Source organism: Rhodococcus sp. NPDC059179 (assembly GCF_042754885.1).
Lineage (GTDB): Bacteria > Actinomycetota > Actinomycetes > Mycobacteriales > Mycobacteriaceae > Rhodococcus_G.
On the sequence record NZ_JBHZBV010000012.1, the window covers coordinates 12,337 to 32,658 of the forward strand.

The 20,322-nt window shown below is 69.6% G+C and carries 22 protein-coding genes; 9 read left to right on the forward strand and 13 right to left on the reverse strand.

The window, feature by feature from the left end:
- Positions 1-48: 48 nt before the first annotated feature.
- Positions 49-588, forward strand: a complete 540-nt coding sequence (locus ACFXMV_RS19125; protein WP_378500113.1) for a hypothetical protein — start codon at positions 49-51, stop codon at positions 586-588.
- 6 nt (positions 589-594) lie between these two features.
- On the opposite strand, the gene ACFXMV_RS19130 is transcribed toward ACFXMV_RS19125, so the two are convergent.
- Complete coding sequence (locus ACFXMV_RS19130) at positions 595-783, reverse strand: hypothetical protein (RefSeq protein ID WP_378500114.1); 189 nt, start codon at positions 781-783, stop codon at positions 595-597.
- 97 nt (positions 784-880) lie between these two features.
- Complete coding sequence (locus tag ACFXMV_RS19135; protein WP_378503434.1) at positions 881-1,399, reverse strand: hypothetical protein; 519 nt, start codon at positions 1,397-1,399, stop codon at positions 881-883.
- Positions 1,400-1,652: 253 nt separating this feature from the next.
- On the opposite strand from ACFXMV_RS19135, the gene ACFXMV_RS19140 reads away from it, so the two are divergent.
- Both ACFXMV_RS19140 and ACFXMV_RS19145 read left to right on the forward strand, forming a co-directional pair.
- Entirely contained in the window at positions 1,653-3,095 is a 1,443-nt protein-coding gene (locus ACFXMV_RS19140) for a flavin-containing monooxygenase (protein WP_378500659.1), read from the forward strand.
- A 99-nt stretch (positions 3,096-3,194) separates the two neighbouring features.
- Positions 3,195-4,061, forward strand: a complete 867-nt coding sequence (locus ACFXMV_RS19145) for a DUF559 domain-containing protein (protein ID WP_378503433.1) — start codon at positions 3,195-3,197, stop codon at positions 4,059-4,061.
- A 53-nt stretch (positions 4,062-4,114) separates the two neighbouring features.
- Here the strand turns inward: ACFXMV_RS19145 and ACFXMV_RS19150 are convergent, their stop codons facing one another.
- The 3 genes from ACFXMV_RS19150 to ACFXMV_RS19160 are packed head-to-tail and all read right to left on the reverse strand — an operon-like array spanning position 4,115 to position 5,733.
- The gene (locus tag ACFXMV_RS19150; RefSeq protein ID WP_378500661.1) at positions 4,115-4,504 is read right to left on the reverse strand and encodes a RidA family protein; all 390 of its coding nucleotides are present in this window, start codon (positions 4,502-4,504) and stop codon (positions 4,115-4,117) included.
- Between the two features lie 13 nt (positions 4,505-4,517).
- The gene (locus ACFXMV_RS19155) at positions 4,518-5,030 is read right to left on the reverse strand and encodes a nucleoside deaminase (RefSeq protein ID WP_378500662.1); all 513 of its coding nucleotides are present in this window, start codon (positions 5,028-5,030) and stop codon (positions 4,518-4,520) included.
- Entirely contained in the window at positions 5,023-5,733 is a 711-nt protein-coding gene (locus tag ACFXMV_RS19160; RefSeq protein WP_378500663.1) for a hypothetical protein, read from the reverse strand. The genes ACFXMV_RS19155 and ACFXMV_RS19160 overlap by 8 nt, the downstream gene beginning before the upstream one ends.
- A gap of 281 nt (positions 5,734-6,014) precedes the next feature.
- Between ACFXMV_RS19160 and sepH the strand changes: the two genes are divergently transcribed.
- Together sepH and ACFXMV_RS19170 are read left to right on the forward strand one after the other, a co-directional pair.
- The gene (gene sepH / locus ACFXMV_RS19165) at positions 6,015-6,887 is read left to right on the forward strand and encodes a septation protein SepH (protein WP_378500664.1); all 873 of its coding nucleotides are present in this window, start codon (positions 6,015-6,017) and stop codon (positions 6,885-6,887) included.
- An 87-nt stretch (positions 6,888-6,974) separates the two neighbouring features.
- A complete protein-coding gene (locus ACFXMV_RS19170) occupies positions 6,975-8,036 on the forward strand; it encodes an alpha/beta fold hydrolase (RefSeq protein ID WP_378503432.1) in 1,062 nt (353 codons plus the stop codon).
- Between the two features lies 1 nt (position 8,037).
- Here ACFXMV_RS19170 and ACFXMV_RS19175 read toward each other — a convergent pair whose 3' ends face one another.
- Positions 8,038-8,601, reverse strand: a complete 564-nt coding sequence (locus ACFXMV_RS19175) for a TetR/AcrR family transcriptional regulator (RefSeq protein ID WP_378503431.1) — start codon at positions 8,599-8,601, stop codon at positions 8,038-8,040.
- A gap of 92 nt (positions 8,602-8,693) precedes the next feature.
- On the opposite strand from ACFXMV_RS19175, the gene ACFXMV_RS19180 reads away from it, so the two are divergent.
- Both ACFXMV_RS19180 and ACFXMV_RS19185 read left to right on the forward strand, forming a co-directional pair.
- A complete protein-coding gene (locus ACFXMV_RS19180; protein WP_378503430.1) occupies positions 8,694-9,407 on the forward strand; it encodes a lysophospholipid acyltransferase family protein in 714 nt (237 codons plus the stop codon).
- 24 nt (positions 9,408-9,431) lie between these two features.
- Positions 9,432-10,166, forward strand: coding sequence for a DUF6928 family protein (locus ACFXMV_RS19185; RefSeq protein WP_378501017.1), 735 nt, complete (start codon positions 9,432-9,434; stop codon positions 10,164-10,166).
- Positions 10,167-10,173: 7 nt separating this feature from the next.
- Here ACFXMV_RS19185 and ACFXMV_RS19190 read toward each other — a convergent pair whose 3' ends face one another.
- Positions 10,174-10,449 (reverse strand): DUF2537 domain-containing protein, encoded by a 276-nt coding sequence (locus ACFXMV_RS19190; protein ID WP_378501018.1) that lies wholly within the window; start codon positions 10,447-10,449, stop codon positions 10,174-10,176.
- Complete coding sequence (locus ACFXMV_RS19195) at positions 10,446-11,252, reverse strand: TrmH family RNA methyltransferase (protein WP_378501019.1); 807 nt, start codon at positions 11,250-11,252, stop codon at positions 10,446-10,448. The genes ACFXMV_RS19190 and ACFXMV_RS19195 overlap by 4 nt, the downstream gene beginning before the upstream one ends.
- An 80-nt stretch (positions 11,253-11,332) precedes the next feature.
- Between ACFXMV_RS19195 and ACFXMV_RS19200 the strand changes: the two genes are divergently transcribed.
- The gene (locus ACFXMV_RS19200; RefSeq protein ID WP_378501020.1) at positions 11,333-12,535 is read left to right on the forward strand and encodes a GNAT family N-acetyltransferase; all 1,203 of its coding nucleotides are present in this window, start codon (positions 11,333-11,335) and stop codon (positions 12,533-12,535) included.
- A 30-nt stretch (positions 12,536-12,565) separates the two neighbouring features.
- Here the strand turns inward: ACFXMV_RS19200 and ACFXMV_RS19205 are convergent, their stop codons facing one another.
- Both ACFXMV_RS19205 and ACFXMV_RS19210 read right to left on the reverse strand, forming a co-directional pair.
- A complete protein-coding gene (locus ACFXMV_RS19205; RefSeq protein ID WP_378501021.1) occupies positions 12,566-12,997 on the reverse strand; it encodes a MarR family winged helix-turn-helix transcriptional regulator in 432 nt (143 codons plus the stop codon).
- Positions 12,998-13,031: 34 nt separating this feature from the next.
- On the reverse strand, positions 13,032-14,486 hold the full coding sequence (locus ACFXMV_RS19210) for an NCS2 family permease (RefSeq protein ID WP_378501022.1): 1,455 nt from the start codon (positions 14,484-14,486) through the stop codon (positions 13,032-13,034).
- A gap of 79 nt (positions 14,487-14,565) precedes the next feature.
- Here ACFXMV_RS19210 and ACFXMV_RS19215 point away from each other — a divergent pair, with 79 nt between their 5' ends.
- Positions 14,566-14,814 carry a DUF2530 domain-containing protein gene (locus tag ACFXMV_RS19215; protein WP_378501023.1) on the forward strand — a complete coding sequence of 83 codons (249 nt, stop codon included), beginning with the start codon at positions 14,566-14,568 and terminating at the stop codon, positions 14,812-14,814.
- Positions 14,815-14,974: 160 nt separating this feature from the next.
- Here ACFXMV_RS19215 and ACFXMV_RS19220 read toward each other — a convergent pair whose 3' ends face one another.
- Genes ACFXMV_RS19220 through ACFXMV_RS19230 form a run of 3 tightly spaced genes read right to left on the reverse strand, consistent with a single transcriptional unit; the run spans position 14,975 to position 20,299 of the window.
- Positions 14,975-16,906, reverse strand: coding sequence for a YhgE/Pip family protein (locus tag ACFXMV_RS19220; protein WP_378499087.1), 1,932 nt, complete (start codon positions 16,904-16,906; stop codon positions 14,975-14,977).
- A gap of 53 nt (positions 16,907-16,959) precedes the next feature.
- The gene (locus ACFXMV_RS19225) at positions 16,960-17,517 is read right to left on the reverse strand and encodes a phosphatase PAP2 family protein (protein ID WP_378499088.1); all 558 of its coding nucleotides are present in this window, start codon (positions 17,515-17,517) and stop codon (positions 16,960-16,962) included.
- Positions 17,507-20,299, reverse strand: a complete 2,793-nt coding sequence (locus ACFXMV_RS19230; protein WP_378499093.1) for a sacsin N-terminal ATP-binding-like domain-containing protein — start codon at positions 20,297-20,299, stop codon at positions 17,507-17,509. Before ACFXMV_RS19230 ends, ACFXMV_RS19225 begins: the two co-directional genes overlap by 11 nt.
- Between the last annotated feature and the right edge of the window lie 23 nt (positions 20,300-20,322).

Genomic DNA, 20,322 nt, shown 5'->3' on the forward strand with positions numbered 1-20,322 from the left:
AGGTGACAGGATCGGCAGCGACTGACACCGATTGGGAGGGAATCGTTCATGTTCAAACGTAGTTTCGTCATCCTCGCCGCGCTGACCCTGACCGCGTTCGCCGCGGGATGCAGCGACGACGCCTCGGACACGACCAAGACGACAACATCGGCTGCGACGTCGACGACGACCGCGACCGTGCCTGCGACCCCGGCATCGCTGGTACCGGCGCCTGGCCCCGTGTCACTTGCTCCTGTGGTGCCACCGGCGACGGTCTCGCTCCCGCCGGTGGTGATCCCCCCGGCGCCCGGGCCCGTCGGAGCGGACGGGTCCACCGGCAACAATCTGAGCACCGAATACTGTGCGCGCAACCAGGATCCGGGATGTCCCATCGGCAGCTACGTCGCACCGGACGCCATCCCGCACCCCGACGGCAGCGGAAAGTACGTTCCATGCGAGGGCACGATCTGCACGAACCCGGACCACGGGGCAGGGACCGACCCGCATCAGAACGGGGGCGCGGTGATGCAGAACCCGAACGGCGACGGAACGGCCGTCCCGTGCGAGGGCACCATCTGCACCAACCCGAACAACGGCGCGGGCGGGTAGCCGAGGCTATGGCGCAGTGATCGTGGCCAGGAAGCTCGTCCTGATGTCGTCTCGGCCCGCCGCCTCGAGCAGCGCGGAGAACGCGGTGGCCTCGGCCGTTGATGCGCGGCGGGCCATGTCGGCGAGGAAGGCGGGGTCGTCGAACAGGTCGGCGACCGCGTCGGCGGCGCGGGCCAGGGTGAAGATGTCGTACATGGGAGACAGATCCTGAAGGGTGCGGCTGAAGAAAGACTGTCGATCCGGATGCGGCGGTCGGCGTTCGCCGGTGCGAACGCCGACCACCGCGGAGTGACTAGCTGCCGAACTGGCCGAGCAGGCCGCTCAGCAGGGCCTGGATCGAGCCCAGATCGCTCGATCCTCCCGCTTCGGTGGCGGCGCCGCCGGTGACGGTGACGCGGACCGAGGCGATCGGATCCTGGTAGTCGACGTCGCCCTCTTCCTTGCACTTGGTCCGGACCTGGTACTCGCCGTCGGCGAAGGTCGCCGACGTGCCGGTGCCGGATGCGTCGGTCAGCACCTGACCGGCGACCATCGACTCGCCCACGACGAGGTAGCTCTCGCCGACCTTGGTGGTCTTGTCCAGGACCGTGGCGTCGGCACGGTAGACGGTGCCCTCACACTTGACGAACGCCTTCGTGGTGTTCAGCCCGGTGATCGTGGTCGTGATGGTGCCCTTTCCCGCGTTCGCGACCACGGTTGCGGCGCCGGTGACGGCCGCCGAACCCACCGCCGGGACAGCGATCAACGCGAGAGTCGAGAGTCCTGCGATGGCGCCCGCGCTCGCCAGGCGCCGCTTGATTGAGGTAGCCACTCGATGTGTCCTTTTCGATTGGTGCCGCCCCCGACCCAGGCGACAGATTTAGCTTAGGTTGCCCTTCGTTAGGGCCGCCTCAGTAAAGGCGTGCCGGGGGTCCCGAGTCAACAGATGTGGCAGCAATCACAGGCGCATACCTGCTGGTAAGCGACTGATTGACCGTCCAGTACTTAACGGCGGCCGTTTCGGGACGGGAACCTATGCGGTACCGTCAATCACACTTATATCTCGTTCATTGAGGAGGTCCGTCGTGACCGAACACATCGACGTGCTGATCGTCGGTGCCGGACTGTCCGGGATCGGCGCCGCCCACCAGATCCAGGCCGGTTTCCCCGGCCGATCATTCGCGATCTTCGAATCCCGCGACGCCATCGGCGGCACCTGGGACCTGTTCCGCTACCCCGGAATCCGATCGGACTCCGACATGCAGACCCTCGGCTACCGCTTCCGTCCGTGGACGGACGAGAAGTCGATCGCGGACGGCCCGGCGATCCTGAAGTACGTCCGCGACACCGCGCGCGAGGCAGGCATCGACAAGCAGATCCGCTTCGGCCACCGCGTCGTGCGGGCCAAGTGGTCGAGCGAGGACGCCCGGTGGACCGTCGAAGCCGCACACGGCGACGACGCCGTCACTATCACCTGCAGCTTCCTGTACGTCTGCAGCGGCTACTACCGCTACGACGAGGGATTCACGCCGAGCTTCGAGGGCACCGACCGCTTCCAGGGGCAGATCGTGCATCCGCAGCACTGGCCCGAGGACCTCGACTACACCGGCAAGAAGGTCGTGGTCATCGGCAGCGGGGCCACCGCCGTGACCCTGGTGCCGTCGATGTCCGACCGAGCCGAGCACGTGACGATGCTGCAGCGCTCCCCCACCTACATCGCGGCCCTCCCCGCGAAGGACCCGGTCACCAACGGGCTGCGCCGACTGCTCGGCGACAAGCTCTCCTACCCGATCGCCCGCTGGAAGAACGTCGCGTTCTCCACCGTCACGTTCCAACTCAGCCAGCGGCTGCCGCGCCTGGTCAAGGCGTTCCTCCGAAAGGCGCAGGAGCGGGCGCTGCCCAAGGGCTACGACATCGACACCCATTTCACCCCGAGCTACAACCCGTGGGACCAGCGAATGTGTCTGGTGCCTGATGGTGACCTGTTCCGGGCAATCCGGCACGGCAGGGCGTCGGTGGTCACCGACCGGATCGCCACCTTCACCGAGCGCGGCCTCGAGCTCGAGTCCGGCTCGGCTCTCGAAGCGGACGTGATCGTGACGGCGACCGGCCTGAACCTGCTCGCGTTCGGCGGGATCGAACTCGCCGTCGACGGCCGTGAGGTGTCGCTGCCGGACACCCTGGCGTACAAGGGCATGATGCTCAGCGACGTCCCGAACTTCGCGTTCACGGTCGGCTACACCAACGCATCCTGGACCCTCAAGGCCGACCTCGTCGCCGACTACGTGTGCCGGCTGCTCACGCACATGGACGAGCGGGGTCACACCGTGTGCGTCCCGACCAACGACGACCCGACGCTCACCACCCGCCCGCTGCTCGACTTCGCGGCCGGGTACGTCCAGCGCTCGATCGACGAGTTCCCCAAGACCGGCACGAAGGCACCGTGGCAGCTCGGCATGAGCTACGCACACGACCTCGTGACGCTGCGGCACGGCAGGCTCGAGGACGACGCCATGCAGTTCAGCTAACACGTGTCGAAAGTGTGGGATTCCTCCCGGCATCCGGGAGAAATCCCACACTTTCTGCCATGGATGGAACCGAAGCCCTGACGGTGCGTCCAACCGTGCATGACCCCGAAGCGTGTGCACTCGACGATGGCCAGGCAGGACGGTGTGATCACCCTGCACCAGTCGCTCGAATCGGGGATGAGCGACTCCGCCGTGAGTCGACGTGTCGCGTCGGGTGAATGGCGGCGGGTGTGTACCGGGGTCTACCTGCGCGCCGATCGGCCCCACACTGCGGCGGTCCGATTGCGGGCGGCGGTGTACGGCAGCGGGCCGGACGCCGTCGCGTTCGGTCCGAGTGCGGCCTGGTGGCTCGGACTCATCGAGAACCCTCCGACTCGGTGCGACGTGAACGTTCCACAACGTCGAACGGTGCGGTCCCGCAAGGACGTCCGCGTTCGGCGCCGAGACCTGGAATGGCCCGATGTCGGGAACGTGAAGTCGCTGCCGTGCACGGAACTTCCACTGACCGTGCTCGAGGCCGCGGTCGAGCTGCGGGCCGGTTCAGTGATGATGGACCGCGCGCTGCAGCGGCACACAACTCTGCCAATCCTGCAGGCAGTGCACGAGCGGAACCTCGGCCGGCGCGGCGCGGTGGCCGCCGCGAGACTCCTGCATTCGGCAGGCGAGGGCGGCGCGTCGGAGGCCGAGCGGATGCTTCACCGCCTGCTACGCAAGGCTGGTGTCACCGGCTGGCGGCCGCACCTGACCAGTTGCGGCTACGAGATCGATGTCGCGTTCGTCCGCGCGCGAGTCGCGATCGAGGTGGACGGCTGGGCATGGCACCGTGACGTCGAACGGTTCAACCACGACCTCGAAAGACAGAACGTACTGGTGAACGCTGGTTGGCACGTACTCAGGTTCAGCTGGCACCAGCTGCGCCATGACTCAGCCAAGGTGCTTGGGCAGATAGCCGCTGCCCTCGGTTGAAAGTGTGGGATTCCTCCCGCCATCCGAGAGGAATCCCACACTTTGCACCTGGACTACTCCGCGATGATCGCGTCGGCCTCGATCTCGACCAACAGCGCGGGATCGATGAGCGCGCTCACCTCGAGAATGGTGGTGGCGGGACGGATCTCGCCGAAGACCTCGCCGTGCGCGATCCCGGCCTCTTCCCAGCGGCTCATGTCGGTGAGGTAGATCCGGGTGCGGATCACGTCCTCGGGCTTCGCGCCCGCCTCGGCGAGGGCGGCCACGATCCGGCGCACGGCCTCGCGGGTCTGCTCGGCGAGGCTGTCGCCGCCGACCGGACCGTCGGGACCCGACGCGGTGGTTCCGGACACCGACACCTGCTGGCCGATGCGGACGGCCCGCGAGTAACCGATCTTCGACTCCCAGTCGGAGCCGGACGAGATGTTGTTTCGATTCGACATGGCGCTGATTCTGTCAGGGCGCCGCATCGCCGTCCGCAGGCCAGTCCGGGTTCGCCGCCACGAAGCGCCGGAACGGGTCGAGCGCCTCCTCGCCGAGGTGCGGGCCGCTCACCGCGATGTCGGCATCGGCGGACGCGATCACCTCCGCGCAGCCGAGGCCGAACCGCGGCCCCCCGCCGAGAATCTGCCCGAACTCCTCGGACGACGCCGCGAACACGACCCGGCGCACGCCCGCCCACACCATCGCGGCGCTGCACATCGGGCACGGCTCCCCGCTCGCGTACACGGTGCTGGCGACCAGGTCGTCCGTTCGGCCCTCGGCGCAGGCGGTGGTGATGGCGTCGAGTTCCGCGTGCTCGGTCACGTCACCGGAGGTGGCAACGGAATTGGCGCCCTCGCTGATCACCGCGCCGTCCGCCCCGACCGCCACCGCACCGAACGGCCGGTTGCCCGCCGACCCGGTCTCGTTCGCGAGCTCGATCGCCCGGCGCAGGTGCGTGCGGTCGTCGTCATCGAGGTCACCCATGACTCTCCCTTCGTAGCAACGCCTGGGTACCCACCCCGACCGCGATGACGGTGTAGCCCAACCAGTCCGGGCCGTCACCCATCGTCACGATCAGGATGCCGAGCGGGATAAGCCACACCGCCAACGGGGCAAACAACGCGGTCAGCGGCGGCCGCGGATCCTCCGGATACCAGGCCGAGAACTGCAACGCGCACAGAATCGCCGCGGTCTGGATGACCCACCCCGTCCACAGATTGTCGCTGTCGCGCAGTACCGCATCCCCGTAGAAGCCCGCGATCGCCGCGACCAGGAACGCCGCGGCCCACACACCGGTGATCACGTAGTTGATCCTCAGAAACGTCGGCGTCCGCCAGTACTGCTCGTCGACCTCCTCGCGCGCGTACTGGATGGTGAACGGCACCCGGGCCAGCATCGAGCCGACCGCGATGACGACCAGCGTGATGTTTGCGATCTCGCCGACCCACGTCTCCATCCAGTCCTGCCCCGCCTGGTCGAGCAGGAAATGGACCGCCAACAGCGCCGCGAAGAACACGACGTCGACCACACCGAGCAGTTTCAGGGAACGGCCGCGCAGCAGATCGAGGGCGATGAACACGACAGAGATGGCCAGCGCGATCCCGGCCGCCCAGGCGACGCGTCCCGGCCCCTCCACGACCGCGAGCACGATCCACGGGGCCAGTCCGGTCAGGGGGCCGTCGAGCATCGCCCCGAGCGCATTCCACGCGCGGCGAACGGGAGACGAATCTGTCTGTGTGTCCGGAACCTTCTCGACCATCGCCGCTGCCCTCCCGGTCCGACCAAGCCAGATTCCCCTGAGGGTAACTCCGAGCGGCTCCCGCTCCGGCCGAATTTCGGCCAGAGACAATAGCGCGCCACAAACCAAACCGGTCGACCGGGCGACGCGTGTCCTGACCTCACCCCGATCACGGGTCCATTACAGTCGGCAAGGGCGATATCGCGAGCTACGCGATGAGGGAGGTCACGGTGCGAGAACTTCGAGTGATCGGACTTGAGCCCGACGGAACGCACGTCGTGTGTGCCGACAACGAGAGCGGTGAACGCTTTCGCGTCCCCGCCGACGACAAGCTTCGCGCCGCATCGCGTGGCGACGTCGCCCGGTTCGGGCAGATCGAAATCGAGACCGAGAGCCGAATCCGACCCCGCGACATCCAGGCCCGCATCCGATCCGGCGCCACCGTCGAACAGGTGGCGACCGAGGCCGGTGTGTCGATCAAGAAGATCGAGAGCTTCGCGCACCCGGTCCTGCTCGAACGCTCGCGTGCCGCCGAGATGGCCCAGGCCGGTCACCCGGTACGCGAGAACGGCCCAACCGTCCTGACCCTCGCCGAGATCGTCGGCCTCGCCTTCCGCGCCCGCGGCCACAATCTCGACGAGGCCGAGTGGGACGCGTGGCGCGACGAAGAGGGGCATTGGATCGCTCAACTCGAATGGCAGGCAGGCCGCACCCGCAACGCCGCGCACTGGCGTTTCCAGCCGGACTCGCACGGCGGCACCATCGCCCCGCTCGACGCGGCCGCGACCGACCTGATCGACCCCGATTTCGGACGCCCACTGCGCGGGCTCGCCCCGATCGCAGTCGAGGATCCGTACGCCCCCGCGCTCGACGCCGTGATCGAGGCCGAGGTCGAGGTCGAAGCGGACGAGTACGAGTCGCTCGACGAGCCGGGCGCCATGGATTCCCTTTTCCACGAAGAGGACACGGCCCCCGAGGACGACGACGATCACCGGCCTAAGCCCGCGCCGCAGCACCAGGGCGCCAAGGACAAGCGCGGCAAGCCCGCACTGCCGTCCTGGGACGACGTTCTGCTCGGCGTGCGCAGCAGCGGTCGCGGCTGAAGACACCCGGACCTGCGCCTGCTGCCAGGATCACTTAGAGTTACTTCGAGTAACACTAAGTATTCGGACCTGAGCAGGGGGAAGACTGTGCTGGACTTCGACTGGCGTCCGCGCCTGGAAACGCTGACCCGCAACGCCTGGGGGCTGACGTTCGGGGGCGGAGTCCAGCCCGCCGAGCCGACCCCGTCGGAGCGGATCGCCCACGGCCCGCACCGCGACCTGTACCGATTCGGCGCCATGGCAGGTGACAATCCGGTCCTGCTGGTGCCCCCGCTCGCCGTGCCCGCGCACTGCTACGACCTGCGCCAAGGGCAGAGCCTCGCCGCACACCTGCTCGGAAACGGTCGCACGCCCTACCTCGTCGACTACGGCACCATGACCTCGGCGGACCGGGGCCTCGGCTTCGAGACCTGGGTCGACGACATCATCCCCGAGGCCATGCGCCGCGTCTCCGAACTGCACGACGGCGCACCCGTGGACCTGATCGGGTGGAGCCTGGGCGGGACGATCTCGCTGCTGACCGGGGCGGCACACGCCGACCTCCCGATCCGGTCGATCACCGCGATCGGCACCCCGATCGATTACGAGGAGATCGGATACATCGCGCCGCTGCGCGTCATCGGCAGGTTCACCGGGGACAAGCCGCTCACCTCGGCCACCTGGGCGCTGGGCGGCCTGCCCGCCCCCGTCGTGCAGGCCAGCTACCGGGTGACGGCACTGCAGCGCGAGCTGACCAAGCCGTGGTTCATCGCGCGCAACCTGCACGACACCGAGACGCTGGCCCGGATGGAGTCCATCGACAGGTTCATGGCCGCCATGCCCGGCTACCCCGCCCGCCTGTTCCATCAGATGTGCACCCAGCTGATCCTCGGAAACGCGCTGGCCGCAGGGAATTTCCGGCTCGGATCTCGCACCGTCGAGCTTGCCGCCCTGTCCGCGCCGGTGCTCGCGGTCGGCGGCACCGACGACGTCATCGCCCCGGTCGCGTCGGTGCGGCGGATCACCGATGTGCTGACCGGGTCCCAGTCGGTCCGGTTCGAGGCCGTGCCGGGCAGCCACCTCGGACTGGTCGCCGGTCCCGGCGCGAAGCAGACCACGTGGGCGCACATCGACGACTTCCTGACCGAGGCTGTGCCGCAACTGGTCTGACCTACGTGAGATGCGCGTCGACCGTCCGGTCGACGAGGGCCGCCGCGCCCCGCGGGTCAGAGATGACCTGGAGGGCGCGGTCGGCCGCGAGGACCGCCATCCCGTGCAGTCCCGTCCAGATCGCCAGCGCCCGCTCCCGCGAATCCACGCTCCCGGCGGTGGCCTCGTCCACCAGCGCGACGAGCACATCGAACAACGGGAGGCTCGTGCGCCGCAGGTCCGCACCCGAGCCCTCGAGCAGGTCGTGGCGGAACATCAGCTCGAACATCGCCCGCCGACGCTCCGCAAAACGCACATAGACCCGGCCGAGCGCCACGAGTCGGTCCCGCGCGGACGGATCTCCACTCGCCAGGATCGATCGGACCTCGGCCGTCAGGTCGGCCAGGCCTTCCCCGGCGATCGCCGCGAGTAGCGCCTTGTGCGTGCGAAAGTATCGACGCGGGGCGCCGTGTGACACGTCCGCCTCCCTGGTGATCGCGCGCAGGCTCACCCCGGCGATGCCCTCCCGCTCGAGCAGCTCGACGCCACACCTGACCAGCCTGTCCCGAAGCGGTTCGTCCTCCACGTAGACATTGTCTAACACGGGATGGCATCATCGATACCCATCGTAGACACTGTCTACTCGCGTCGTTCGGTCTCCTCGGGGGTATTCACACCATGTGGTACTGGTTGTTCAAGAACGTCCTGATCGGGCCCATCCTGCGCCTGTTCGGCCGGCCGACGATCGAGGGCGCCGAGCACATTCCGCCAACCGGGCCGGTGATCCTGGCGAGCAACCACCTGACGGTCGCCGACTCGTTCTTCCTGGTCCTCATGGTGCGGCGCCGCATCACCTTCGTGGCGAAGAGCGAGTACTTCACCGGCACAGGAATCAGGGGCCGGCTGACTCGTTGGTTCTTCACCTGCACGGGCCAGGTCCCTATCGACCGCAGCGGCGCGGATGCGGCGCGAGATGCGTTGGCGACCGCGAGGGGGATCGTCGAGGCGGGCGGCGCCTGGGGCATCTACCCCGAGGGCAGCCGTTCACCGGACGGCCGACTGCACAGGGGCAAGACCGGCGTCATGCGGGTCGCGCTGCCCACCGGCGCGCCGGTCGTGCCCGTGGTGATGTGCGGGACGCCTGCCGTCAATCCGATCGGTTCACGGATGTGGCGGTTCGGCAAGGTGCACATCACCGTGTGCGCACCGCTGGATCTGACCCACCTGCACGCGGCCGTCCCGAGCGAGCCGGCGGTCCGCGAGGCGACCGACGCGCTGATGCGGACCCTGCTCGCCAACTCCGACCAGGAGTATGTGGACGCGTATGCCGCTCAACAGGTCCGGGTTTCGCTCCCACACGAACAGCCGCCCAGGTCGTACCCTCTCAGGTAAGCAACGAAAAGGGAGGTGCCGGCTGTGGGGGCCAAAGCATCAACGATCTGGTACGTCGACGCCCCCGATCCCATGGCCGTGCTCCGCGAACACCCCGAACCCGACGCCGATGCGGCACTGGCCCTGGTCGGCAAGCTCTACCCCGAAATGATCGTCACCCCACTCGAACCCGGCCCGCTCGCCACCTCGGCAGGCGTCCGGCCCGGGGTCGTGTACGTCGGCAGCTACCCCGGACTCACCGTCGTCTGCGGGTCAAACCTCACGGTGCACGAGCCATCGAAGCTCGACGAATCCTGGACTCGCCCACTGGCTTCCGAGCGTACGTATCTGATGTGTACCGAACCGGACACCGCGTGGGCCTCCTTCGCGTACTGGGAACGCGGGGCGCTGCGCCGCTCGTTCAGCGCGACACCGGTCGACATCTACGAGGACTTCGGGTTGCCACTGGTCTGGGAGAGAGAGTTCTGGGCCGGGGAACATCCCCTGGCCTACCCGGTGGGCATGTTGCCCGATCCGCAGTCACTGCCATTCCACCCCGGCGAGTTCGCCGAGGCCGCCAACGCCGAATGGCTCGGGTTCCGCTACACCGGCCCCGTCCGCGACGGCGAGATCGACGCCGGTGCGGTCGGCGTCTGCGGATTCGCGGTCTACAAGGAGGGCGAGGAACCGCCCGCGGTCGTCGCGGCAAAGCCCGACCACCCGCCCCGGGTCGGGCTGATCCGCGGGATCCGACAGTGGTTCGGCTTCGGATTCAACTGACCCGGCCTCAGCCGGCCCCGGCCAGCAGCGCGATCCACCCGGCGACGACACCCGCGGCACAGCCGAGCACCGCCCAGCGCCACACCGGCACCGCCCGCCACTGCCACAACGTCGGGGCCACCCCGACCGCGACCAGCAGGTTGACCACCAACGCCAGCAGTGGGTGCACGGCCGCCATCGCCGCCCCGCAGGCGGCAACACCGACCCCGGCAGGCGCGGCCGCGAACCCCGCCACCAGCAAGCCGGTGGCCCACGGCGTAGGAGCGCAGGCCGGACCGCTCATCCGGCCGTCCTGACCCGTTCATAGAACGCCATCGCGGCCGCGGTCGCCACATTCAGTGAGTCGGTTCCCGGCGCCATCGGGATCCGCGCACGCACGTCGGTGTTCCGCATCGCGTACTCCGACAGCCCCGGCCCCTCCGCCCCGAGCAGCAGCGCCACCTTCTCCCCCGTCATCGCCTCGGCCAGCGTCACCGCGGACGGATTCGGGGTCAGCGAAATGGTCTGAAAACCGTTGTCCCTGAGCACATGCAGCCCGCGAGGCCACTCCGGTACCCGTGCGAATGGCACCCGAAGCACGTGCCCCATCGACACCCGCACGGCGCGCCGGTAGAGCGGGTCCGCGGTGCTACCGCCGAAGAGCACCGCGTCCACGCCCAGCCCCGCGGCGTTGCGGAACATCGAGCCGATGTTCTCGTGGTCGTTCACGCCCTCGAGCACCGCGACGGTGCGAGCGCCGCGCAGCACCTGTTCCAACTCCAGCGGGGGCGGTCGGTGCGCGGCGGCCAGCACACCGCGATTGAGGTGGAACCCGACCACCTCGGCCATCACGTCCGCGGAGGTCCGGTAGAAGGGCACGTCGACGCCGACGAGATCGTCGGCCAGCTCGCCCAGTCGCCGGTCCACGCCGAGCAGGCTGATCGGTTCGAACCGGGATGCGAGCAGCCGCTGCGCCACCAGCACGCCCTCGGCGATCACCAGCCCCTTGCCCTCCGGCAGATCCGGGCGGCGATCCGAGGAGTTCAGGTCGCGGAAGTCGTCCAGGCGGGGGTCGGCCGGATCGTCGATATCGATTACGTGAACCACAGGGGCCATCCTGCCGTATTCACCATTGCGAACCGGAAATTCCCAGGCGCCGACCGCCGCGACTGTGCCACCCTCGAGGGATGGGCGACTCGGCGATCGCGATCAGGACGGCAACGGAGACGGACTGGGACGCGGTCGCGCTGCTCGATGCGCACGCGTTCGGCTTCCACCCCACCGACGAGGACATGGCCTTCACCCGGCGGTTCGCCCGTACCGAGGACGTCATTCTCGCCACCGACGACGACCGGCCGGTCGCGGTGGTGATGAACTTCGCGATGCGGATCACCGTCCCCGGTGGCACCCAACTCGAACTGCCAGGCGTTTCCTGGGTGTCGGTCGCCCCGACCCACCGCAGGCGCGGCATCCTGCGCGCGCTGTTCACCGAGCAGCACCGGCGCTTCGTCGCGGCGGGTGCGCCGTTGTCGATCCTCACCGCCACCGAGGCCACCATCTACGGCCGATTCGGCTACGGCCCCGCCACCAGTGAGCTCGCGGTGTCGGTGGACCGGCGCTCCGCCCGAATCCGCGACACCGCAGCCGATCCCGGCGGGGTGGCCCTGGTGCCGCCCGCCGCCGCCCGGCCCGCGCTGCCGGGAATCTACGACCGCTGGCAGGCGCGCACGGCAGGGGCGCTGGCCCGGCCGCAGGTGTACTGGGACCGAATGTTCGCGGACCTCGAGCACCGCCGCGGCGGCGCCTCGGCCCTGTTCTACCTGGTGCACGCCGACGGCTATGCCACCTACCGGCGCAAGGAGACGCCGACGGGGATGGTCGCTGTCGTCGAGGATCTGATCGCGGCGACCGACGAGTCGTACGCGGCGCTATGGCGGGTGCTCTCGGGCATGGACCTGATGCGCGAGATCCGGGTCGACCAGACCGCGGACGACCCGCTGCCGTGGCTGCTAACCGACGCCCGGTTGCCTCGGGCCACCGCCCGCGACGACGCCGTCTGGGTGCGGATCATGGACGTGCCCGCCGCGCTCACCGCGCGCAGCTTCGCCGTCGACCTGGACGTGGTCATCGAGGTACGCGACCCGTTCCTCGACGCGGGCGGCACCTTCTCGCTGCGGGTTGCGGACGGTCGGGCCACGGTGACCCGAACCGATGAGCCACCGCAGGCCCGCCTCGATCTCGACGTTCTCGGCAGCCTCTACCTCGGCGGCCACCGGGCCCGGTCGTTCGCGCGGGCGGGGCGGCTGTGGACCCGGGACGAGCAGGTCCTGGACCGGCTGGACATCGCCTTCGGCACCGACCGAGAACCGTTCGCCGGCTGGCACTTCTAGGTGGTCAGGAGCGGAGCCTGCGGAGAAACGCTACTCCGAGTCGCTGACCATCGAGCTGATGATCTCCACCGACTCGCGCAGCACGGCGATCTGTGCCTCGTCGAGCGCAGCCAGCCGCTCGTTCATCCACTTCTCCCTGGCGCTGGTCTCGTCCGTCACCAGCGCCTCGCCGGGCCCCGAAAGCGACACGATGATCTGACGGCCGTCGGTCGGGTGCGGGGTCCGCACGACCAGACCCAGGTCGGCGAGCGAGGCGATGACCCGGGTCATCGACGGCGGCTGCACCCTCTCCTTGGCCGCAAGCGCACCCGGCGTCATCGGCCCGTCCGCGGAGAGACTGGCGAGCGCGGACAGCTGCGTCAACGACACCTGAGAATCCGTGCGCCGCCCGCGGAGATGTCGCGTGAGACGCACGACGGCCAACGAAAGATCACTGGCCAGAGTGCGAGTATCCAATGTCACCCTCCGGAGGATACGGCACTACCTGACAAGCGGTTCAGGTAATCGCGTCCGTGATGGGCCCGACTGCGAAGTACGCCACAAAAAGGCCTGCTACCACCCACAACAGCGGGTGGATGTGCTTGGCCTTGCCGCTGGCCGCACCGATGACGACCCACGCGATGAAGCCGACGCCGATGCCGTTCGCGATCGAGTAGGTGAAGGGCATCACGACGATGGTGAGGAAGGCCGGCAGCGCGATGTCGAACTTGGTGAAATCGATGTCGCGGACCTGCCCGATCATCAGCGCGCCGACCACCACGAGCGCGGGCGCCGCGGCCTCGATCGGCACCACCGAATACAGCGGGGTCAGGAACATCGCGGCGAGGAACAGCAGTCCGGTCACCACATTCGCCAGCCCGGTGCGCGCCCCCTCGGCGATTCCCGAGGCGGATTCGACGAACACCGTGTTGGACGACGCGGACGCGCCGCCGCCGACGATCGCGCCCGCGCCCTCCACGACGAAGGCCTTCCCGATCCCCGGCAGGTTGCCGTGCTCATCGGTCAGCCCTGCCTCCTTGCCGAGGCCGGTCATGGTGCCCATCGCATCGAAGAAGTTGGCGAGCACCAGCGTGAAGACGAGAAGGCTGGCGGCGAGCACGCCGATCCGGGTGAACGCCCCGAACAGGTTCACGTCGCCGACCAGGCTCAGGTCCGGCATCTGCGCGAGCACGTCGGGCATCGCCGGGACGCTGAGGTTCCAGCCCTTGGGGTCGACGCCCTTCGACGCGCCGATGTCGAAGACCGCCTCCAGGACGGCGGCCAGCACCGTGGTCACGACGATGCCGATGAGCAGGCCGCCGCGAACCTTGCGCGCCACCAGGATTCCCATCAGCAGCACACCGAAGGCGAAGATGACCGTCGGCCAACTGGAGATCGACCCGCTGATGCCAAGTCCGACCGGGACGGTGGTGCCCGCGACATCGGGGATGCGCCGGACGAAGCCGGCATCGACGAAGCCGATGAAGGCGATGAACATGCCGATGCCCGCGACGATGGCCGACTTGAGGGCGTCGGGCACCGCGTTGAACACGGCGGTCCGGAAGCCCGAGATCGCCAGTACCACGATGATGATGCCGTCGATCACCACCAGGCCCATCGCCTCCGGCCAGGTGACCTGGGGCGCGATCGTGACCGCGAGCAGCGCGTTGATGCCCAGGCCGGCCGCGATGCCGAACGGGTAGTTCGCGATGATTCCGAAGGCGATGCTCATCACGCCCGCGACCAGTGCGGTCACCGCCGCCACCTGGGTGACCGGCAGGATGTTGCCGAGCACATCGGTCTTCGCGGCCGCGTCGTCGGCGGAGAAGCTACCGAGGATCAGCGGGTTGAGCACCACGATGTACGCCATCGCCACGAAGGTGACCAGACCGCCGCGGACCTCGTTGCTGACCGTGGATCCACGTTCCGTGATCTTGAAGTAGTTGTCCAGGAGCCTCGAGGTTCCAGCCATAACGTCCCATGTCCCAATCGCCGAAGGTGCGCGTCGCACCTGGGAGATTAGGGCAAAAGGGAACGGGTAGCTTAATTATGTGACCGAGACCCGCGATGACCCGTTGATCCCGCGCAGGCTCACCGACCCCCGTCCGGTGGTCGCGATCGGCGCCCTCGCCTGGCTGGTGGCCACCGTCGTGGTGCTCGTCTCGGGCGACCGCTGGCAGGCGGCTCTGCCGATCTGTTACGCCGGATTGGCCGTCGGGCTACTGGGATTCGCCCTATTCCTGGCCCAGCGCGGCGCCGCGCGACGCGGCAGCCGGACCGCGCAGCGCGGTCTGGGCTAGGGCGTGTCTCCTAATCCCTCTCGGATGCACCTGGCGAGACAATCGTCGTCCGGCAAGGCGGAGGAGGAGCCGATACCGCTGTTGTATCGGCGACGACGACAACGCCGCAGGGCGGCGATTGGACGCCAGGGGCGCCGAAATGGGGATTGGGAGACATGCCCTAGAGCCGGATCGGCTCGAGCGTCGGGTCCTCGCCAGACTCCAACCCGTCCAACTCATCCAGTCCGTCGTCGTACGTCTCGCCGGTCGTGGCCGCCGTCACGGCCGTGTGGCGGCGCCACCAGATCGTCACCGCGACGGCGCCGGCCACCAACGCCAGCAGCACCACGACCGCGAACCAGAACCTCGGCCCGTAGTAGCCGCTGAGCGTCATCCGGAGGGCGTTCTTCGCGTAGGTGAGCGGCATCAGCGCGTGTAGCCACCGGAACGGTTGCGGCATCTGCTCGATCGGGAACACGCCGCCGAACGAGAAGAGCTGGACCATCAGCAGGCCAAGGGCGATGAAGGTGCCGTTGACCGCGCCGAAGACGATGGTGAACATCCGGCCGAGCGCAAGGCCCGCCGCACCGATCAGCAGCATCACCGCGGCCATCATCATCACGCTCGGCGGCTCCGCGCCTGCCAGCGTGAGCGACGCGATCGAGGCCGCGATGACGCCGCCGACCATGATCGCGGCGGGCACCCGGTAGCGACGGAGCCCGTCGCGCCTGCCCGGCCTGGCCGCGAACCAGATGAGGATCCCGAGCAGGAACAGCGCCACCGACATCACGACCGGCACGGCGCCGGGACCGAACCCGGCCGCCACGTTGATGTTCTGCGGGCTCAGGCTCACCGGCGACGCGAGCACCGCGGCGGTGGCCTTGCGCTCCTCCGCCGTGAACGCGGGCACCTGCGCGGCGCCGTCGGCGAGGCCCTTGGCGAGCTCCGCACTGCCGTCGTCGAGCTGTCCGACGCCCACCTGCAGCTCGCCGAGTCCGTCCCGCAACTGGACTCCGCCCGCGTCGAGCTGGCCCAGTCCGGAATGCAGCTCCCCGGCGCCGGCGTCGAGCTGGTGCGCGCCGTCGGCCAATTGACCCAGGCCACCGGACAATTCGGCCGCACCCGCCGCCGCCGACTGGAGACCCCCGCGGTAGTCCGCCGCCGGATCGGAGAGCTGGAAGGCGAGCTCCCGCGCGCCGTCCCGCAGCTGCTTGAGCTGACCGGCCACGTCCTCGTCGCCTGCAGGCAGTCCTGCGGCGGCCATCGTCTCGACCAGCGGACCGACGACCGTGTCGATCACCTCGCTGATCTGCTTCGCGCCTGCGCCGAGCTCGTCTGTGCCGGAGACCAGCTGCGCGAGGCCGTTCGCCAGTTCGGCTGCGCCCGCCGCGGCCTCGTCGCTGCCTGCGGCCAGCTGCGAGGCGCCGTTCGAGAGCTCGCCGCTGCCCGCGTACGCCTCGCCCAGACCTGCCGAGAGCTCGACGCTGCCGTCCGCGAGTTGGGTGGTGCCGGACAGTGCCTCGCCGGTGCCTGCCGAGAGCTGGCGAGCACCGGAGGCGGCCTCGTCGAGCCCCTTGCCGACGTCGCCCAGCCCGACGAGCACCTGGTCCACCGACTGCTCGCCGATCGACTCGGACACCGCGGCACGCACCTGGGCCATCAGGCCCTCGCCGACCGGCGTCGCGACCAGACTGTTGTGATCGTTGTAGACCACCTCGAGCCGCGCCTTGCGTCCCTCGCCCGATCCGGCGCTCGCGATGTCGGCGCTGAAGTCCTGCGGGATCACCAGCGAGAAGTAGTACTCCCCGTCCTCGACGCCTGCGGTCGCCTGTGCCAGGTCGACCTCATGCCACGCGACGTCGCCGCTCTCGACCAGCGAGGCGGCCACCTCCTTGCCCGCCTCGAGCCGGGTGCCGTCCATGTCGGCGCCCGCATCGTTGTTGACGATCGCCACGGGCAGACGGTCCAGGGTGTCACCGGGGTTGAACAGCGCCCACATGTAGAAGCCGATGAGCGCCAGCGGTGCGATCACGATCGCGGCGAGCACCGCGCGACTGAGGTGCACTCGACGCGTGGGCTGGTCGGGAACGCCCGGGGTGGCTGCTGCCGCCATGGTCTGGCCTCTTCTCGTAACCGCATGCTGGACGATCGTCCAAAGCGGTCACCTTAGGGAAGAAGGCGCGCACTCGCGGCGTTTCGCGCATATTTGCCGACCGCCCAGATCCACAGGCCCGCCCACACCGCCCCGAACAACCAGCCCGCGATCACGTCCGTGAGCCAGTGCGCGCCGAGGTACACCCGGGACAGCCCGATCGCACCCGCCCACAACGCCAGCCCCGTGAACACCACCGGGGTCCGCCATCGCACCCCGGCGAGCCGCACGATCACCGCGGCCACGACGCACACCAGGATCGCCGACATCATCGCGTGTCCGGACGGGAACGAATGCGTGAGCTCGTCCACCAGCCGCTCGGGAAACGGCGGGCGGGCCCGACCGAACGCCAGCTTCAGCAGGGACATCACCAGCTGGCCGGTGAACATGGCGCCACCGACCAGCAGCGCCTCCGCCCGATGCCGTCGCGCCAGCAGCGCGAGCACGATCACCGAGGTGATCACCCAGGAGGCCACCGTGCCACCGAGATTCGTGATCACCGTGACGACGTCGGTGAGCCAGGGTGTGCGCAGGTCGAGCATGGCGTCGAGCACGGACCGGTCAATCGGCACCGGGGCGTTCCCTTCCGCCGGACGGGTCGATCGCGGGGATGAAGCCGTTCTCGGTGCAGTGCGTGCGCCCGTCCTCGTCCACCCACCAGGGCAGCTCGACGTCGCGCTGCACTGCCCCGCTCAGCCGCACCGTCAGCCGGTCGTGCACCACAAGCGTGCCGTCGGGCAGCGGCAGCCCGAGAGCGACGTGCGCCAGCACAGCGGCCGGCTCGCGGTCCCAGGCGCTGACCCGGCGACCGGCACCGAGCACCTCGCCGCGAATCACCTCCGACGCGGGCGGCAGGTCGAGCAGCTCCGCCAACCCGGCCGCGCTCGGCAGGTCCCCCACCACCAGCAGCTCCGGCGGAACGGCCGCCGCCATCCAGGCCCGATCCAGCACGACCGCCTCGGCTGGGTCCGCCAGCGTCCCTGACAGCGTCCGGACCGCGGCTGGCGGCGAGAGCTCGTCCAGGTCGAGGACGCCCGACGCGGTCGCCTCCGCCAGCAATCGGTGCGTGCGCGCGACCACCGCCGGGCTCGGGTCCCGGTCCCGGTCGGCCAGCCGGTCCAGCAGCAGCTCCGCCATCTCCACGCCGTCGACCCGGTCGGTGGCGAGCACCCCGGACAACGCGGCGGCGTCGCGGTGGTCGAGCACGTCGAGCAGGCCCTCGAAGGTGCGATCGTCCGACCGGCGCAGGGCCCCCAGCCGGACCCCGCCCAGGCGGGCATGCCTGCGCAGCCACCAGGCCGTGTACCCGTTCCGGTCCGCGAGCAGCGCCGCCGTCGACGGCTCCGCGGCCAGCAGGCCGAGCGCGTCCGGCCAGGCGTCGGAATCCACCAGGTCGAGATCTCGGACGGCCAGCAGCACCTCCGGATCGTCGGCGAGCGTCGACCACCAGGCGTCCTCGTCGTCGAGGTCCTGTTCGGGTCCGGTCGGCAGCTCCGACCGCAGCACGGTGAACCCCCAGCCCACCCCGATGCCACGCAACGCGGCCTCGCCGTACCGCTCGACCAACGCCGACGACACGGTCCCGAACGGGGAGTCGGCCGCGAGCACACCTGAGAGGGGGGCGCCGGGCAGCAGCAGCTCGTCCGCGCCGCGCAGCGTTCCGTCCGCATCGGGCAGCGGTAGCCGGCCGAGCCAGCCGGGCAGCTCACCAGTCGCGCTCACCGCTGCGGCCAGCGGCAGCACCGAGTCCGCGAGTTCGTGTGCGGCGGTGTGGTCGTCGAGGTCGACCTCCTCGATCGCCGACAGCAGCGCGGGATCGGAGAGGACGTCGAGTGCCGTCGCGTTGCCCGCCCCGAGCCGGGCCAGCAGCCGGTGCGCGGCGCCTGGATGCACCAGCCGCATCCACCCGATGCCGTGCACATCGGTGCCGAGGTCGTGACCGAGCACGACCGTCCTGGGTCCCGTCACGGTGCGGCCGTCGGTCAGCGGCACCGGGATCGCGGCCAGCTCCTCGGCCGCCACCGAGTCCACGACCAGCGGCTCCAGCGCCGCGTACAGCCTTCCCCACCAGTCCGGTTCGCGATGGATCCCGGCGAGCAGTTCGGTCAGGTGCGCCAGCCCGATCCGGTGCGCCCCGACCACGGACAGGGGCTGGGCGTCGCGCTCGGTGGACAGCCCGGGGCCGAGCAGCCCGGGGATCACGTCCAGCAGCAGGTCGGCGAGCTCCGCCGTCAGCCCCGGCAGCACGACGGCGGAGCTCGGCACCAGGGACCGCCCGTCGGCGCCCGGCAGCCAGGGGTTGGCGGTCAGCTCACGGAGCACCGCCTCCCGCAGCACGGCGTCCACCTCGCCTCGGGCGAACCCGGGCACCGGCACCAGCCGCAGTCGTTGCGACTCCGGAAGCGCGGCAACGAAATCGGCGTATCCGTCGGACAGGTGGGCGAGGGCCGCGCCGGGCATCAGCCGCCTGCGGTCGGGCTGCAGCGCCGCGTCGGCGATCAGGATCGCGGGCAGCGACAGCTCCTCGTCGGACCTGGTCGGCGCGCGCAACACGTCGGCGGTGACCGGGCGGACCCGGCCGTCTTCGACCGGCACCAGCCAGCGGGCGGACGGCCCTGTCGAGTACTGCCACCAGGTGCGGCCGTCGATGGGCAGGAGCGGAGCCTGCGGAGCGACCCGGACACAGAGTTCGGTCAGCCCGTCGGCCAGCGGCTTCTCGGATCGGGTGAACGATTCGTCGGCCAGCTCGATCGAGGTCAGCGCGGGCAGTTCCAGCAACAGGTCGGGGGCGTCGGCGGCCAGTTGCCGCAGCAGCCGGTCGCCGTCCACACCCGGTCGCAGTGCCAGCACCACCTCCGAGTCGAATCCCGGTGCGGGCCGGGCGTCGATGGGCCACACCAGTCGCAGCACCGGCAGCCCCCGCTCGGGTTCCTCCAGCCCGGCGTTGCCGAGCTCGTCGCGGGTCCGGTTGGCGGAGAAGGCGATCGAGCCGGTGGTCGACCGCAGCTCGATCTCGTCGCTCACCGAGAGCACTGCGGTGAAGCCGACGCCGAACCTACCGACCCCGGGCCCGCCGTCGGTGTCCTTGCCCGAGACCCGCAGCGCGGCCAGGGCCTGCACCCCCGCCCGATCGAGCGGGGCGCCGGTGTTCGCGACGTGCAGCCGGGTGCCGTCGAGCCGGATCCGCATCGCACCGGGCACCCCGGCGCGGGCGGCGGCGTCCGCGGCGTTCTGGGCCAGTTCGGTGAGCAACCGGTCGCGATACCCCGCGACCGCGAGATCCGCCTCGGTGGCGGTGTCCTCGCGGAGCCTGGTCGGCGAGGAACGCCACGCGAGCAGCGTCGATTCCCTCAGCGCATCGGCGCCGAAGGGGTCGG